The sequence below is a fragment of the Pseudomonas sp. GNP012 genome (assembly GCF_054343835.1).
Genome location: NZ_JBTGUU010000001.1, coordinates 2,329,077 through 2,344,570 on the forward strand (window position 1 = coordinate 2,329,077; position 15,494 = coordinate 2,344,570).

Annotated in this window: 13 protein-coding genes and 5 pseudogenes; 12 read left to right on the forward strand and 6 right to left on the reverse strand. The window is 56.2% G+C overall.

What is annotated here, in order from left to right; translation table 11 throughout:
- Positions 1-35: 35 nt before the first annotated feature.
- The 4 genes from ACXX83_RS10420 to ACXX83_RS10435 all read left to right on the forward strand — a co-directional run bounded on the left by ACXX83_RS10420 (position 36) and on the right by ACXX83_RS10435 (position 5,332).
- On the forward strand, positions 36-959 hold the full coding sequence (locus ACXX83_RS10420) for a LysR family transcriptional regulator (protein WP_458548379.1): 924 nt from the start codon (positions 36-38) through the stop codon (positions 957-959).
- A gap of 335 nt (positions 960-1,294) precedes the next feature.
- Positions 1,295-2,584 carry an MFS transporter gene (locus ACXX83_RS10425; RefSeq protein ID WP_458548380.1) on the forward strand — a complete coding sequence of 430 codons (1,290 nt, stop codon included), beginning with the start codon at positions 1,295-1,297 and terminating at the stop codon, positions 2,582-2,584.
- A gap of 4 nt (positions 2,585-2,588) precedes the next feature.
- A complete protein-coding gene (locus tag ACXX83_RS10430) occupies positions 2,589-3,779 on the forward strand; it encodes a M20 aminoacylase family protein (RefSeq protein WP_458548381.1) in 1,191 nt (396 codons plus the stop codon).
- A 212-nt stretch (positions 3,780-3,991) separates the two neighbouring features.
- A complete protein-coding gene (locus ACXX83_RS10435; protein WP_458548382.1) occupies positions 3,992-5,332 on the forward strand; it encodes an OprD family outer membrane porin in 1,341 nt (446 codons plus the stop codon).
- 86 nt (positions 5,333-5,418) lie between these two features.
- Here ACXX83_RS10435 and ACXX83_RS10440 read toward each other — a convergent pair whose 3' ends face one another.
- Both ACXX83_RS10440 and ACXX83_RS10445 read right to left on the reverse strand, forming a co-directional pair.
- Positions 5,419-5,877, reverse strand: coding sequence for a cupin domain-containing protein (locus tag ACXX83_RS10440; RefSeq protein ID WP_217835203.1), 459 nt, complete (start codon positions 5,875-5,877; stop codon positions 5,419-5,421).
- A gap of 107 nt (positions 5,878-5,984) precedes the next feature.
- Positions 5,985-6,680 (reverse strand): annotated as a pseudogene (locus ACXX83_RS10445) ((Fe-S)-binding protein); the annotation flags it as partial.
- Between ACXX83_RS10445 and ACXX83_RS10450 the strand changes: the two are divergent.
- Positions 6,668-7,159 (forward strand): annotated as a pseudogene (locus ACXX83_RS10450) (DUF3422 family protein); the annotation flags it as partial. The pseudogenes ACXX83_RS10445 and ACXX83_RS10450 overlap by 13 nt on opposite strands.
- 480 nt (positions 7,160-7,639) lie before the next feature.
- Positions 7,640-8,605 (forward strand): endonuclease, encoded by a 966-nt coding sequence (locus tag ACXX83_RS10455; RefSeq protein ID WP_458548383.1) that lies wholly within the window; start codon positions 7,640-7,642, stop codon positions 8,603-8,605.
- 32 nt (positions 8,606-8,637) lie between these two features.
- Here the strand turns inward: ACXX83_RS10455 and ACXX83_RS10460 are convergent.
- Positions 8,638-8,784: pseudogene (locus ACXX83_RS10460) on the reverse strand (AbrB/MazE/SpoVT family DNA-binding domain-containing protein); the annotation flags it as partial.
- A gap of 210 nt (positions 8,785-8,994) precedes the next feature.
- Between ACXX83_RS10460 and ACXX83_RS10465 the strand changes: the two are divergent.
- Positions 8,995-9,792, forward strand: a complete 798-nt coding sequence (locus tag ACXX83_RS10465; protein ID WP_458548384.1) for a CPBP family intramembrane glutamic endopeptidase — start codon at positions 8,995-8,997, stop codon at positions 9,790-9,792.
- Between the two features lie 343 nt (positions 9,793-10,135).
- Here the strand turns inward: ACXX83_RS10465 and ACXX83_RS10470 are convergent.
- Positions 10,136-10,414: pseudogene (locus ACXX83_RS10470) on the reverse strand (hypothetical protein); the annotation flags it as partial.
- 436 nt (positions 10,415-10,850) lie between these two features.
- Positions 10,851-11,282, reverse strand: coding sequence for a GFA family protein (locus ACXX83_RS10475; protein WP_458548385.1), 432 nt, complete (start codon positions 11,280-11,282; stop codon positions 10,851-10,853).
- A 105-nt stretch (positions 11,283-11,387) separates the two neighbouring features.
- Here ACXX83_RS10475 and ACXX83_RS10480 point away from each other — a divergent pair, with 105 nt between their 5' ends.
- Entirely contained in the window at positions 11,388-12,281 is an 894-nt protein-coding gene (locus ACXX83_RS10480) for a LysR family transcriptional regulator (protein WP_458548386.1), read from the forward strand.
- 101 nt (positions 12,282-12,382) lie between these two features.
- On the opposite strand, the pseudogene ACXX83_RS10485 reads toward ACXX83_RS10480, so the two are convergent.
- Positions 12,383-13,166 (reverse strand): annotated as a pseudogene (locus tag ACXX83_RS10485) (GAF domain-containing protein); the annotation flags it as partial.
- A gap of 489 nt (positions 13,167-13,655) precedes the next feature.
- On the opposite strand from ACXX83_RS10485, the gene ACXX83_RS10490 reads away from it, so the two are divergent.
- The 4 genes from ACXX83_RS10490 (at position 13,656) to ACXX83_RS10505 (ending at position 15,493) form a co-directional block, all read left to right on the forward strand.
- The gene (locus ACXX83_RS10490) at positions 13,656-14,051 is read left to right on the forward strand and encodes a hypothetical protein (protein WP_458548387.1); all 396 of its coding nucleotides are present in this window, start codon (positions 13,656-13,658) and stop codon (positions 14,049-14,051) included.
- A 99-nt stretch (positions 14,052-14,150) separates the two neighbouring features.
- Positions 14,151-14,549 carry a hypothetical protein gene (locus tag ACXX83_RS10495; RefSeq protein WP_458548388.1) on the forward strand — a complete coding sequence of 133 codons (399 nt, stop codon included), beginning with the start codon at positions 14,151-14,153 and terminating at the stop codon, positions 14,547-14,549.
- Positions 14,550-14,600: 51 nt separating this feature from the next.
- Entirely contained in the window at positions 14,601-15,035 is a 435-nt protein-coding gene (locus tag ACXX83_RS10500; protein WP_458548389.1) for a YeeE/YedE family protein, read from the forward strand.
- Between the two features lie 2 nt (positions 15,036-15,037).
- Positions 15,038-15,493: a DUF6691 family protein gene (locus tag ACXX83_RS10505; protein ID WP_458548390.1), complete on the forward strand. Its 456-nt coding sequence runs from the start codon at positions 15,038-15,040 to the stop codon at positions 15,491-15,493.
- Position 15,494 lies beyond the last annotated feature (1 nt).

The window sequence follows — 15,494 nt, forward strand, 5'->3', positions numbered from 1 at the left end:
TGAATCTTCATCGCACCGCAAGGACCTGTCAGTACGTGAAACTCCATCAAATCAGGGCACTGGTCGCCATCCACCAAACCGGGAGCATCAGCGAGGCCTCGCAGATCCTGCACGTCACTCAGCCCGCCATCAGCCGATCGATCAAGGATCTGGAGAGCGAGCTGGGCCTGGCTCTACTGCAGCGCTCCCACAGGGGGATGTCGCTCACTGACGAAGGCCGTCGCATCATTCGCCATGCACAGTTGACCGTCGAGAGCATGCGACGGCTGCAACTGGAGGCTGAAAACATCAAGGATATGCAGGTCGGTGAAGTCACCATCGGCGTCACGTCCCTGACTTCAGTGCTCAAAGGACTGGGGGAATGCATCGCCGGGTTCCAGGCCAAGAATCCGCGTGTACGCATCCGCCTGGTGAATCTGCGCCCCAACCAGATGCTGCAGCGACTTAGGGACGGCACCCTGGATTTCGCCATTACTTCGCAGCAGCATACACAGAGACTAAACCTGGATTGGGAAGCGCTGAGCCGCATGCGGGGTCTGGTGGTCTGTCGAAAAAACAATCCGCTTCGCTACTCCCATTCGCTGCGTCAGTTGCAGTTTGCAAACTGGATCAGCCTCGATGCCATCGACGATCACTCGTCGCAGTTCTATCAAATGTTTGAAGACAACGAGATACCTCCGCCGCAGCGGATAACCGAGTGTTCATCAGTCTTGTTGGCCCTTGATCTGTTACATCACGCCGATGCGTTCATGACGCTCAGTGAAGCCGGAATGGAAAACACGTTACCCAAAGGACTCAATGAAGACCTGATGCGGGTCATGATCGAAGAAAGCATCCCTGAGTACCCCATCTATCTGGTCTGCATTGATCGCCACGCGCTGACCACAACGGCACGAGACCTTTACTACGCGATCAGAAGCGTGCTCTCGAAGAACCAGCCTATGGATGCGTCACGCTAGAGCGCAGCGGCAAGCGAGAAACTTAAGAAAAACGCAACGATATGTCCAACGGTTAAGTCAGTCCCTGTTCCTTGGGACCGACCACCCTATCTTCAAGAGCATCGAGCCAAACCCTGTGTTTGTCGCCTGAGTTGATTGCCAGGACGGCTGTGTCGCTGTCGTCAAACAGTGCGTGTGATCGATTATCGGGCGAAACCGCACCGATCTGGCGCCGAGTTTCACTGGGGCGGCTGGAGGTCATAACCAACGGTTAATCATCGAAGAAAAGCGCAAGTGTGCAGTGACAGTGTTTGCCGGATATTCGGCCCACAACAAAACTGTCACAGGAAATATCGATGACTACTCTGCAAGCGCCCCCTCTCCCCCGCACCACCGCGCCATCCGTAATAGGGTCCAGGAAAGCCACCGTCGCCTGCGCTCTAGGCAATGCCCTGGAAATGTATGACTTCACGATCTACAGCTTCTTCGCCGTGGTAATTGCAAAGAACTTTTTCCCCGCACAGTCGGCAATGGCATCGCTGCTGATATCGCTTGCCACATTTGGCGTCGGCTTCCTCATGCGGCCGGTGGGTGCTCTTGTGATTGGTCGCTTTGCCGACCGCCGTGGCCGCAAGGCCGCTTTGAGCCTCACGATCAGTTTGATGACTTTCGGCACAGCGATGATTGCCTTCGCGCCTTCCTACCAGGACATCGGCTTGTTCGGCACCTTGATGCTGGTGGCTGGCCGCCTCATGCAGGGCTTTTCGGCAGGAGGGGAAATAGGGACTGCATCGGTGTATCTGATGGAGTCCAGCGCTACGGCAAATCGCTGTCGCAATGTGAGTTGGCAGGCTGCCAGCCAAGGCTACGCCGCCCTGGTTGGGGCCGGTCTGGGTTTACTGCTCAACAGCACGTTGAGCGCAGATGACCTTGAGAGCTGGGGTTGGCGTATCCCCTTTATGCTGGGGCTGCTCATCGGACCGCTTGGCTGGTACATCCGTCGCTGTCTGCCAGAAACCCACGAAGCTGAACCGACCAAACGCGATGCTCGACTACGCGATCACATTGACGTGCGTCACACCCTATTGGCAATCGGCCTTATGGCCAGCGCCACCATCGCCATATACCTGTTCATTTTCTATTTGCCCGCCTACCTGACTGTCACCCTGGGTTACCCGCAACGCAGCGCCTTGGCTATCGCCTGTGTGGCAAGTGCCTGTCTGGCTGTCATCACGCCTCTGGCAGGACGCTTTGCCGATCGCCACGGCCTGCGCAAAAAACTGCTGGCCTGGACGATCACCCTGCCGGTGCTACTGGCGTGGCCAGCTTTCTACCTGCTCAGTTTGAGCACCGATTTGTTCGTAGCGATGCTGGTTATCGCGATTCTGGTACTGCCTGGCTGTATCGGTTCGGGAGCCTTCTTCGCTCTGATCATGGAAGCCTTTCCGAAAAATCGCCGCGCCCTGGGTACCGCCGTCAGCTACAGCTTCGGCGTCACCCTGTTCGGCGGTTTCTCCCCGTTGATCGCCACATGGCTGACGGCGGTCCTGGATAACCCCCAGGCGCCAGCACTGTACCTGCTCGCCGGCGGCGCCATCAGTCTGGCTTGCCTGGCTGTATTCCCCGAAAACCCTGGTCGGGAGTGACCTGATGAATTCATTGACCCAAACCCAAACCCAAACCCAAACCCTTGCCGAACTGGACTTGGACGCTTTTATCCAGTTGCGCCGGGAGATCCACCAGAACCCTGAACTGGGCGCGCACACCCCGCTGACCGCCGAATTGGTGGCCGGCAAGCTCGAAGAATGGGGCTACGAAGTTCACCGCAATATCGGCGGACATGGCGTGGTCGGCGTACTGCGTCGAGGCAGCGGCACTCGCCGATTGGGCTTGCGTGCCGACATGGATGCGCTGCCTATGCAGGAGAAAAACTGCTTCGCCCATGCCAGTCGGATCGAGGGCCGCATGCACGCCTGCGGCCACGACGGCCACACGGCCATCCTGCTGGCAGCCGCATGGCGAATCGCTCAGTTGCCCGACTTCAATGGCACGCTCAACCTGATTTTCCAACCGGACGAAGAAGGACTGAGCGGCGCCAAGGCCATGATGGACGACGGTCTTTTCAGTCGGTTTCCTTGTGACGCGATTTTTGCCTTGCACAACTTGCCGGGTATTGCGCTGGGCACTGCTGTGGTCCAGGCCGGCCCAACCATGGCCTCTTCGGAATGTGTGCGTGTGTTGATCAAAGGTCGTGGCGGTCATGGAGCAATGCCCGAACGCGCTGTCGATCCGATACCGGTGCTAGCCAGCATGATCAACACAATCCAGACAGTGAAGTCGCGCAATCTCTGCGTTGATGAACACGCCGTGATCAGCATCGGCATGGTCGAAGCTGGCAGTGTTTACAACATCATTCCCGACACGGCATCGATGCTGATCAGCGTACGTACCGACACAGCGCAGACCGAAGGCAAAATCAATCAGCGCCTGGGGGAAATCGCCCAGGGCCATGAACACACGTTCGGCGTCAAAATCGAACTTGAAACTACGCAACTGGCGCCAGCACTGGTCAATACGGGGACAGAAACAGAAATGCTTCGCCAGAGCCTGGCGCCGCTGTTCAAGCCAGGCCACTTGTTGCCGCAGGCGGCGAAGATCATGGCGACAGAAGATTTCGCCTGGATGCTGACCAAAGTGCCCGGCTGCTACTTCTTCCTGGGTAACGGCGAAGGCGAATTTCATGGCTGCTCGGTGCATAACCCCCACTACGACTTCAATGACGAGCTGATTCGCATCGGCTCCGACTGCTGGCTGAAACTTGTGAAGGATAATCTCAACTGAGGTCGCAGGCTTGGGTCCACATCTTCATCGATGGTTGATGACTGCAAAGTGCTCGAGCCGTTGAACCGGCACCCCAATAACTGAACGACCACCATCAGGCCACTACGGCCTGATGGGCAAGTCGGGCTAAGTCCTGCCCGCGCAAAAACTCAATAACGATGACTCAGCGACTTACTTCTTATCTGCCCTAAAAACAACAACAGGCAAGGTCTATGTATCGCACAGATAATTTGGCGTTATTCACCGTCGGCACGCTGGCGGCCGCAATTTCTACTACCCAGGTCCATGCCCAGGAACAAGGTTTTCTGGATGACAGCTCCCTGACGCTCAATACCCGTCAGTGGTACTCACACGAGGTCGGCCACAAGGCCACTTATTTCAAACTGCAAACACCAGACGGAGTACGCAAGTTGCGTGACCGTACCGCCTGGCTGGAAGGCTTCAGGCTCGACTTCGTCTCCGGCTTTACTCAAGGGCCGGTTAAGTTCGGGCTGGATCTTTCGACCTTCTCGGCAGTGGCGCTGGAGCGCAGCCGGACGGCGGCGGCAGGCGGCAGTAATCGATTGTTGGTCGACAAGGACGGCGATGTGGTCGATGACTGGAGCAAACTCGGTATCGCAGCGCTTAAGTTCAAGGTCGCCGAGACGCTGCTCAAGGTTGGCAGGCAGCAAGTCAGGACACCGATGATGTCCTACACCGATACCCGTACCTTGCCTTCATCGTTCAATGGGGTCTCCCTGGAAAGTCATGACATCGAAGGGTTGACGCTCAAATCTGGCTACTTCGACAAGGGGTCGCCGCGTACGGGAGCCGGAAGCCAGGATTTGAGTCCCACTTACGGTTCGCCCGTTGTCACCAGTGACTTCAACGCTTACGCCGGGGCCGACTATTTGTCGAGCGCTGGCTGGCGCAGCAGCGCCTATGTCTCTCGCTTCAACGATATATGGGATCGCGAGTATCTGGGCCTGGGCAAGAAAACTAACTGGGGATCGGTCAACGTCGATGTGCAATTGGATGCCTATAACACCCGGTCCAGTGGTCGCCAAATCGGTGGCAATATCGACCAGCAGGCCTACGGCCTCAGTATTACGCCCAAGTGGCGCAACCACTCGCTGAAGATCGGTCTGCAGAAAATCAAGGGTGACGAATATTTCGATTATCCCTTCGAATCCAATGCCATCAACCTGCCCAATACCATGATGTCCTTCTTCAACGGCCCCAATGAGCACTCGATCGGGGTGTTCTACAACAACGATTGGGTCGCTTATGGTCTACCTGGTCTCAAGACTACGCTCTGGTACATCAAGGGCATGGGCATCGACGGCAGCCATTACGACGGTGGCCCGAACGGCATCTACAACTCGGTACTAAAGCAGCAGGGTGAAAGCCATTATGAAGTGGGTGTCAGTGCAAGCTACACAGTGCAATCGGGCACCTTCAAGAATATCAGCCTGATGACCAGTTATTCCTCGCACCGTGCAAGTGAATATCAACTGGAGGGCAATCTTGATGAGCTCAGGCTTATCGTCAACGTACCGATCAAGGTGTTCTAAGCCAGCCCGCGACATGTTAGCTCGATGAAATGGTGAAACGACCGCAAGGTGCAACAACCGGCCTTGCGGTCCATCCACCTGACGGTTTATTCGACGTGTTCGAACTCAGCCTTTTCGCCTTTGTCGGGAATTGAGAGAGGGATGCCCTCGACACCCGAGTAGGTAACTATCACGACAGCCGCCTGATCGCCGGTTACGCCGCGATGGCTGGCCCCCACCGACTCAGCGAATGCTTGCCCGGCGGTCACCTTATGATGCGCGCCCGACGCCCTGTCCTCGATCGTTAATTCCCCTGACACCACGTAGGCCGCGTTAGGAACGGGATGGTGATGCCAAGGCAATGCCGTGTGGGGAGGAATGGTAATTTCCAGTATCGAGAGTTGCGGCTGCCCCTTGGGGTAAGGCTCATAAGGCGTCCCGTCCCACGAAACGCTCTCCTTCAACGCGACTTTCGCCTTGATTTCAGGTTTGTCCGCAGCGTGTGCAACGCTGGCGAGAGTGGTCGCAAGGACAAGCAGGCTGGCGAAAATATTGAGTACCTTCATGACTTCCTCATAACTGTTATTGTTTTTGAGAGGCCAGTTTCAGAGGAGGCACCGAGCAGTGTATTGAATAATACTGCGCACCTTTTGAATGAACCGTTTGATTGAATTCACGTATAGGCGTTGTGATTCACCTCGGAACTACAATGGGTCAGGTCGTTTGCCTGGATGTCTTGATACACTTCCAACAGTACCTCCAGCGGGTGCCTCAAGGTTCTGCTGGAAAGGCGCTTTACTTGGCTGCGACACGAGTACCCAGTAGCCAGCGGCTCGCCGGGCGTATCATCTGCAAGCTTTCGTTTCCATGACTGATCAAAAATGACCCGTGATGTCGCTTGATTACGCGCTTCATGACCATAGGTGCCAGACATCCCACAGCAACCAGTCGCTTCGACACTCAGTTCTAAATTCAACCGGCGAAATACTTCAACCCATTGCTTGCTGCTCGCTGGGACATTGGTCTTCTCTGTACAGTGGGCCAGCAAACGAAACGTCCTCGGCATCTTGCAAACAGATGTTTCTGTTAATCAATCCAATAGCCACTCCTGAGGCAACCTGACCGCAGGAGCCTCGGCCAGACCCGGTACTTTTGCGTATTCCTGGCGGTATACCAACGTCATCGCCGGATCCAGACCGACCAAGCGCACACCCGATTCACTCAAGGCCTGAAGCTGCCTGGCATTGCGTATCGCAGCCGTGTTGAATGCGGCTAGAAAGCCTTGTACGTGAAGCGGCATGCCATTGGGGCTATACGGAGCGAGGAAGACTTGAAAACCAATGCGCGACGCCAGTTCGATATCGCATGATGGCCTCACTTTCGCTGCCCGCGGCAAAGCAATTGAGTACCCAGCTCAACGTTTTCGATAAAACGCTGGCAGATCTGTCCGAGCAAAACGCCGCGCCCACCAGAAGCAATACCAAAGCCCTGCTTTCAGAAATTGCAGAACTGTCTGCAAAAGTCGTCAGCCTCGCAGCCAAACACCGCCACCGCTTCAGCGCCACACAAGCGTACGCACAACTCGTGTTCGAACGTTTAGCAGAGCTGCGGGAAAACCGCGCAGGTGATTGTCAGCGCCTAGGTATTTTCATCGAAAGACGCTTCAAACCAACAATTAGATACTGCGCCGTTACGGAGCAAAGGCTGGACATTTTAGCCAAGAGCGTCGCCAATCTGGGTGAACTTCTACAGGCGCGCGTCCAAGTAGAGATGGAGGAGCAGAACGCCGAAATTTTGAAGAGCTTGAATGCACGAGCGGATGCGCAGATCAAGATTCAAAGAGCAGTGAGTCCGTCGGCCAAATGGCCTTATCTCGTGCGATGCCGAGAAATTAATAGCTGCTGCAAAATATGAGGTGGAAGATGTTACCCACGGGCAGATCAAAAGGTTTCATGTTCGGTGTCTGCCCTCATGCATCTGACCACGTGCATGAAGGCAGCCCTCCCTCGAGATATCAGCCCGCCTTTTCGCGGGCATCGAAGCGCTCAGGTCAATGCTTAGTAAACACCACCCCCACCTGCTCGGCATACTTCAACCGAGTGAGTTCATCCTGTTTGATGATGAGGGTCTGCTGAATTGCGCATAACTGCCTATTGAAAGGGTTGGACGTCGAAGGCGTACTGGAGTCGTTGCGAAAGCAGTGAGCGGATCATCACTCACCTTAGTCTGCACGGACTTGGCTGTGCAGCTAAGCATTGGGTAGTTCTTCTTCGGTGCACATGGAGTCGTGCGTATACTTCGCTTCTTCTCAAGTGCTTAAGCTTTCCAATGAAAAAACTGTTTTCCGTAGTAGCGCTGGCCCTCTCGGTAATTACCCCCGCCTTCTCAAGCCCTCCCTCGACCTTTTCCGAGGCCAAGGTCATCGCAAAGCAGAAGATTTACCTCGACCAAGCGAACAGCTCCATGGGGGAGTTGTATTGCGGGTGCAAATGGACGTGGGTCGGTAAATCAGGTGGTCGTATCGATGCAGCGTCATGTGGACTGAAGGCCAGAAAGCACGAAGTTCGAGCAGAGCGGACTGAGTGGGAACACATAGTTCCAGCCTGGACATTCGGTAACCAACGCCAATGCTGGAAGAACGGTGGTAGAGAGCACTGTGTGGACGATGATCCGGTGTTTCGAGCAATGGAAGCAGACCTGTTCAACCTCTATCCATCTGTTGGGGAGGTGAATGGTGACCGTAGCAATTTCAACTACGGCATGGCCACCGGGGTCGCGCCGCAGTATGGCCAGTGCAAGACGCGAGTTGACTTCGATCAAAGAGCAGCCGAGCCACGTGATGAGGTCAAGGGGCTAGTCGCAAGGACAACCTTCTACATGTTCGACAGATACAAACTGAGCATGTCTCGTCAGCAGCAACAGCTACTGATGGCCTGGGACAAGCAGTATCCGGTTTCGTCTTGGGAGAAAGAGCGAGATCGACGCATTGCCGCGATCATGGGACATTCCAATCCATTCGTAACTGGCGAGCGCCAATGGTCGCAAGGATACAGGGCAGTTGGTGATGGGGTGGTAAGCGCCGTTCCAGTCAATCCTGCGCGGTCACCAGTCCATCCAACCCTGGCAAGTGCGAGCGGGGTAGGCTCTATCATTGGTAACCGAAAGAGCCAGGTCTATCACCTTGCCTTGGGATGCCCTGGCTATGGTCAGGTGTCTGAAAAAAATCAGGTCTCCTTCACGTCAGAATCTGAGGCCCAGGCGGCAGGATATCGAAAGGCAGGTAACTGCAAATAGTTGTTTTTAGTTGAAACCCGGCCTTGCGAAACCGAGGCCGGCACAATGGCGAACTGACCATTCTCCAGGTCGACGGATTCGATTTCATCTCCTGGACGCAGGCCAAGAGCAGCCCGTACCTGGACAGGGATAGTGATTTGGCGTTTAGAGGTGAGAGTTGCGATAGTCGTGAGGGACACCTACGCAATTAAGCACTTACATGATAGCCAAGCTGTGCGGTACAGCGGGCAGTCGCCTATGACGATCTGGCGGGTTATCTCCATTGGCGGCGAAGCGCTGTCGTTGCTCCCAGCACGAAAATGCCTTGCGACTCGGCCCGGCACTGCTACGGTGAACTGCAGCGTGGAGTTCTCATGCCTTTGGTACTTCACGTCGGAGGGGGGCCACCTATGGATAACTGCAAGCAGGCAACAGGCAATGACGAATCCGGGGCGGATGAGCGCTTCCACTGCCTGGAGTACCTCGACGACGACTTCCCCTACTACAACGGCAAGCCCGTGGGCCTTTCAGGCAAACAATGGCTGCTGCTAATGCTTGGGGTGCTGGCCGGTTTTTTGGTGCTGATAGCGCCTTTGCCATTGTTTTCGGGAAACATTGGGCAGTTCATTCCCGCAACCCTGTTCTTCGCCATCCCGCTGGCGACGCTGGCATATATCACTCCGCAACATTGGATGGCACTGTTCCGCAGGGTCACGGGCCGCGACATCAAATGGATGATACTGTTCGCGCTGCTCAATATCGTGGTCACCATGGTCATAGGCCTGGTGGTCATGAAGACCCTGGGTACGCACTCGAACCCGGTTTTCGCAGGGATGGCGACGCAAACACCAGTCGAGCACCTACTTTTCTTTCTCAAGACGCTGCCGCAGCTATTGGGCGAGGAGGTGCTGACGATCTTGCCATTCCTTGCACTGATGACGTTCCTGAACACGCGGTTGCACTGGTCACGCAAGGGAACGATCGTCGGTGCCTGGCTCTTGTCGGCCCTGCTCTTCGGCGCGGCGCACCTGCCGACCTATGATTGGAACATGGTGCAGGCGTTCGTCGTTATCGGCAGCGCGCGGCTGGTCCTGCTGCTGCCCTATATCATGACGAAGAACATCTGGGTCTCCACGGGCGCCCATATACTCAACGACTGGACGCTCTTCATCATCGCCCTGTTGGGCGCCATACCCCCTGAGCACTAAGGCCAAGCCGAATTGCGCGGTCGGCCGGGCCAAGCCCTGTTGGTCTGCCGGCCGCGCACGCAAGGGGCGCCTGGATGCATCAGAGGTTGCCTTCAGACCCGGTGTAACTTGCACCCTGGACTTTGCCACTGGCACTGGACAGACACGACCAAGGAGCGTCCGCGTCAGGTACGCTGATCGTCACGCCAATGCCCGCTTCGGCGGTCATGACGTCGGTCACCGAAAGTTTGCTGACGGCCACACCGGTTTTCTTCGCCACCTCGGCCAGGCAGGCCTTCTCCGCTTTGCTGGTGGCAGATGTGCCACTGGTGTTACTGGCACTCGCAGCGCCCGATGTCGCTGGCTGGCAAACCCCGTTAGCCCCGCCTTTACCGGTATAGGATACGTCCCATGACTCATCTGGATTGCGCGTGAGGGAAATCGCCACGCCAGAGCCCTTGGCTTCATAGGCGTTGTCGTTGAATTTCTTCAGTTTCGCCTCCTTGCCATTGATGAACACCGGCCCGCCCTTATCCGCATGCACGGCGATATTGGTCGGGCAGTCGTAGTTGAGCTGCGGAATATCAGCACTGGCCACAGTGGCAAACAGCAAAGTGGTGGCTCCCAACAAAAACTTGTTCATATTCATGCGACGTTCTCTTTCCGTTTGAGAGTGGTTGGGCTTACTGCACAAGCATCATGGTCATGCGACAGCGCACACAAGGCCGAAGCTAGGCGAAACGACTTGTCTCCACCTCGAAGACACGGCTTCGGCAGTATAGGTGGTAGTAAGCAGTTTGAACGGCCAAACGCTCACGGCCGGATCTGGTTACCGGAAACGTGATTAGGTCGACATTGGAACAGCTAAGTACAAGAGGAATTGAACGATCACTGTGTGCTGCTGTGGGTCGAAATCAGTAGGCCGTTACAGGTAGAAAAACGGCCAAAAGACATTCAACACATCCCGCCTTCGACTCATAGAGGGCATCCCACCATTTGCTATGTGGACAGTGTCGCCCCATCGACGGTCAGAATTCGCCCGTAGGTATATTTTATTTGCGCAAAAAGCAGTGTCTGATTTAACTCAGGGCGCTGGCAAACGCCTCGGGCGTCGGGCTTTCCTTCCATTGCGCGGAGCCTTCCGGCAGCATCAACCACGGTTGCTTGCGTCGAGTCCAGATATGCGCCACTGGTTCGAACTGCTCTGCGCCCTCTATCACGCCGGCCCGCACCACTCGCATGCCAGGCGCTGCCGTGGTTTCGTTGAACAGCCGGGTGTGGCACTCGCCGCAGGCGTGTTGGGTGGAGGTATGGCCCTGATGTTCGTGTGCATAGGTGGCCGTATTACCTGTCACACGCACCGTCGAAGCCCCGCACAGCATGTGCAGCCCGAACGAGCTGCCGCTCCAACGCTGGCAGTTGAGACAATGGCAGGCATACAACGGTGGCAGTTGTTGCGCTTCGATCTCGATGACGACGTGCCCGCATCGGCACTGACCAGTGAATCTCATACCTTTACTCCTTACAATGACGTCCGGAAAAGTTCGGGCACCATGATCCCTCTTCGTGGGCCCGGGCAGAAGAAATAAAAGGGAGCAACAGTTGGTCAAGAATGTATGAGCGGACTTGAATGGGAAAGCCAGCGGGTATTCCTTGCCGTGTTGCGTTCCGGCAGTTTGAGTAGCGCGGCGAAGTTACTCGGGATTGCGCAGGCCACGGCCCGGCGGCGCCTCGACTATCTTGAACAGGCTCTCGGTCTGAGCCTTTTCACTCGCACATCCACAGGCCTGACGCCCACCAGCGGTGCGCTGCGCCTGATCGAGCATGCAGAGGCCATGGACCTTGCCGCGCAAGCCTTCAACCGCATGGCTGGCGCTGAAACGTCGGTAGACCAGGGCGTGGTGCGGCTAACCTGTGGTGAGTTGCTGGGCGTGGAGGTTTTGCCCGGTTTGTTGCGCAACTTCCATCACAGCCACCCTGGGCTGAAGCTTGAGCTGAGCATCGGCGACGCGCTGGAGGACATTGCAAGGCTGCAATCGGATATCGCCGTGCGCCTGATGCGCCCCGTGGAAGCTGATATCGCGACACGGCGCGTGGGCAGCTTGCAAGTGGGTATCCATGCCAGCGCCGAATGCCTGCAACGTTATGGCAAGCCGGCCAGCATGGCGTCGCTTCGCCAGGGCCCCCTGATCGGGCCAGATCGGCGCTCTGCCGACTTGCGTCGGTTAGTCGCTGTCGGACTGTGTGAAGCCGACCAGCATTTCGCAATTGCCTCCGATAACCACCTTGCACAACTGGCTGCCCTGAAAGCGGGATTGGGATTCGGCCTCTGCCCGACGCGGATTGCGCGCGATCACCAGCTGATAGAAGTATTGCCGGACAGTTTCGGCTTTGAGGTTGATGTGTGGATCGCGATGCACAGTGATCTGCGCAAGGTAAAACGGATCATGCTGGCCTTTGAAGTGCTAGGTGAAAAATTGCATGACTACCTGCTTGCGGCCGATCGCTGAGGCAGTTAACTCGTAACGGCCTCTGCTTACCTCACTGACATCTTCGGGTCACACTGGACGAACTGGCCACGCTGAAAATGCATCGGTGAAATATTCAACGCCATTACCTGATCGCCGAAGTAGTGTCCGATCGAATCGTTGATGGATTTGAACCCGTCCAGATCAATACACATCACCGCCAGACGACGCTTACGCCGACGGCTGATGTGACAATCCAGAAGAAACCGGTCTTCAAGCGAAACACGGTTAAGCAAACCCGTCAGGCGGTCATGGCTGGCGTTGAAGCTCAATTGGCGCTCGAAATGTTTCTGCTCGCTGATGTCCCGGGCAATGCCAAATACCCCGACGATCTCTCCGTTGACCATGATCGGCAGGTTGGAGATGTCCATGGAGTTGGGCTGCGCAGGCCAGTCGTTGAATCTGCGCCTCGTCCGGCGTATGGGCGCGGTTCTGGTACAGGGCAAATGTGCCCAACACGCATCCTTGATGGGAGAGCAACGGTACCGACCAGCAGGAACGCAGGTTATGCCCCAAAGCCAGGCTGCGAAAACGCTCCCAGTTTGGGTCCCGGGCGATGTCTTCGGTGACCACAAGTTTGCGCCGCAACGCTGCGGAGCCGCAGGTTCCTTCGTGTGGGCCAATGGCCATTCCATCAATCGCCTCGCTGTACTCGGCCGGTAGGCTGGGCGCCGCGCCGCTCAGCAAGCGTTTGCCCTCGGCATCAGTTAGCAGGATGGAGCAGAAGGTTTCGGGGGCCTGATCGTCAAGCATCTGGCAGATGGCGCAGAGTATGTCGCCCAGATGATGATCGGTCGCGATCATACCGAGAATTTCACGCTGCGACTCGGGGAAGGTCTTGCTGTGAAAGCTCGGACGAGTATTCATGGTTGTTCCTGAAGACTCTCGAGGTCGTCCGGTCTTCAGAGAGCCAGAAATAGTGGCGGCCGATCACTGTCCACTAGTGCGTCGGACGCGCACTCTATAGAGCACCGGCAAACTAATAAAAGGCTCAGATCCAACATAAAAAACAGTATCAGATCGCCGCCGTTTGGCTGGAATGGTCGGGGTGTTCGGCCGTTTTGATATTCTGCTGGCCGGACAGTCCTGAAGCTGCAGCCCGGTTTCCATGAACTTGCACCGATGAACATTTCCACGCCATCAGCCGTCGGGCCTGCGGCAGAACATAGTAACGGCCTGCCTATGAACATATGACATGGCCCACTTGTTAAATAATGTGCCACCCGAACATGCGCTCTTTGACCACATCACAAGAGCCGACACCCACCTGCATAAATTGATGTGGATCAACCGTGGCACTTCGATGTGCTGTATGTTGATAAATCAAAACTTGCTAATCAGTACCGGAGATTCTCCATGTTCTGGTTTCGCCATCGTCAACCAACGTTCATACGCCTCGCCATCGTGCTGTGGGTGTTAGCGTTTGGTGTGGCAGCGACCCAGGGATGTCTGGCACAAACCAGCCACAATCCGGCTAAAGCGCATGTCTCACTGAACACTGCGCAAGATCACGAGAGCCACGACGCCCACGCCCTGGGCTGCCTTCAGCACTGCGCCGATGCGGCGATAGCTGTAAGTCCTTCGCTCCATCTTCAAACATTTGATCTGTTCAGTTGGACGTTTCTGTTACTGATCCCTGCGTTGCTGATTTTGTTTCCCGCAAATCCCTGCGCTTTTGCCTTTCTTGCATTACGGCGCCCTGTACCGGCCAAGCCGCCTGCCCGCCTGATTTTCGTCCGTTTCAACGATTAATCCGACCTTCTGCGCGCCGATCTTCGGCGCATTGTCTGACTGCGCCAACCTGGTGCGGCCTGGTATTACCTGAGTTGTCCTCACCCTTTGGAGATTGCCATGCATGCCTCATTGAAAATAATCCTCGCCACCCTGCTGATCAGCAGCCCACTCATCGCCTCGGCAGTCGACGAGCATCACCCGGAGCAAGGACAGACCGCGCCTGGCCAGACGAGCGAAACAGCTACGCCTAAGCAAAACAATGTCATGACCGAGCAAATGCAAAAAATGCAGGCTGCACACGACAAGGCAGCCGCAGCCACGACCCCTGCCGAGCGACACGCCGCCATGCAGGAGAGCATGAAGACGATGAAGGACAGCATGGCCATGATGCATAAGAACTGTCATGGCATGGGCATGGCCGGCAACAAAGACGGCATGGAGATGGGAATGATGAACATGATGATGAAAATGATGGATCAGCAATCGAGCATGATGAACATGCCGATGAGCAAGTGACGCGCACAAGTCTGTAGACAATGTAGCGACGGTTTACGATAGGTGGTCGCCATGATCGATCTGAACCATTTCACACCGTTGAGCGCTCTGATTGGCGGCCTGTTGATAGGCACTGCCGCTACCCTGTTCGTGCTGTTTAATGGGCGCATCGCCGGCATCAGTGGCATTGTCGGCGGTTTACTGCGCCCGTTGGCTGGTGATGTCGCCTGGCGCATAGCATTTGTCCTGGGGCTGCTCATGGCTCCGCTGCTTTACCGCCTGAATGCACCACTGCCTACGTTGCAGATCGATGCCGGTTATCCGCTATTGATTGTCGCCGGGATGTTGGTCGGCATTGGCACGCGCTATGGGGCTGGCTGCACCAGCGGTCACGGTGTCTGCGGCCTGTCGCGCTTGTCGCCGCGCTCAGGGGTGGCGACTGTAGTGTTCATGAGTGCCGGGTTTGCCACCGTCTTTGTGGTTCGCCACCTTCTGGGAGGGAATTGATCATGGCACTCTTCTTCGCCTGGATTTGCGGGCTCATATTTGGGGTCGGTTTGCTGGTTTCAGGCATGACAAACCCCGCCAAAGTGCTGGGGTTCCTGGACCTGACCGGGACGTGGGATCCCTCGCTGGCATTCGTCATGGCCGGTGCCATTGCCGTGGCTACCCTGGGCTTTTGGGTGGCAAGAAAACGAACGCGATCACTGCTTGGCTTGCCGATGAATCTGCCAACAGCTAGACACTTCGACCGACGCCTGATTATCGGCAGCCTACTATTTGGGGTCGGTTGGGGATTGGCCGGGATTTGCCCGGGCCCCTCTCTGGTGCTGTTGGGCTCTGGCATTCTCAAGGGCGCGGTGTTTGTCATGGCCATGCTGGCCGGCATGGCGCTATTCGAATGGTTTGAGCGACAAAACCGTCGTGGGTCGTCGGCTCCAGTTTCCGTGGGTAAATCCACCTGAA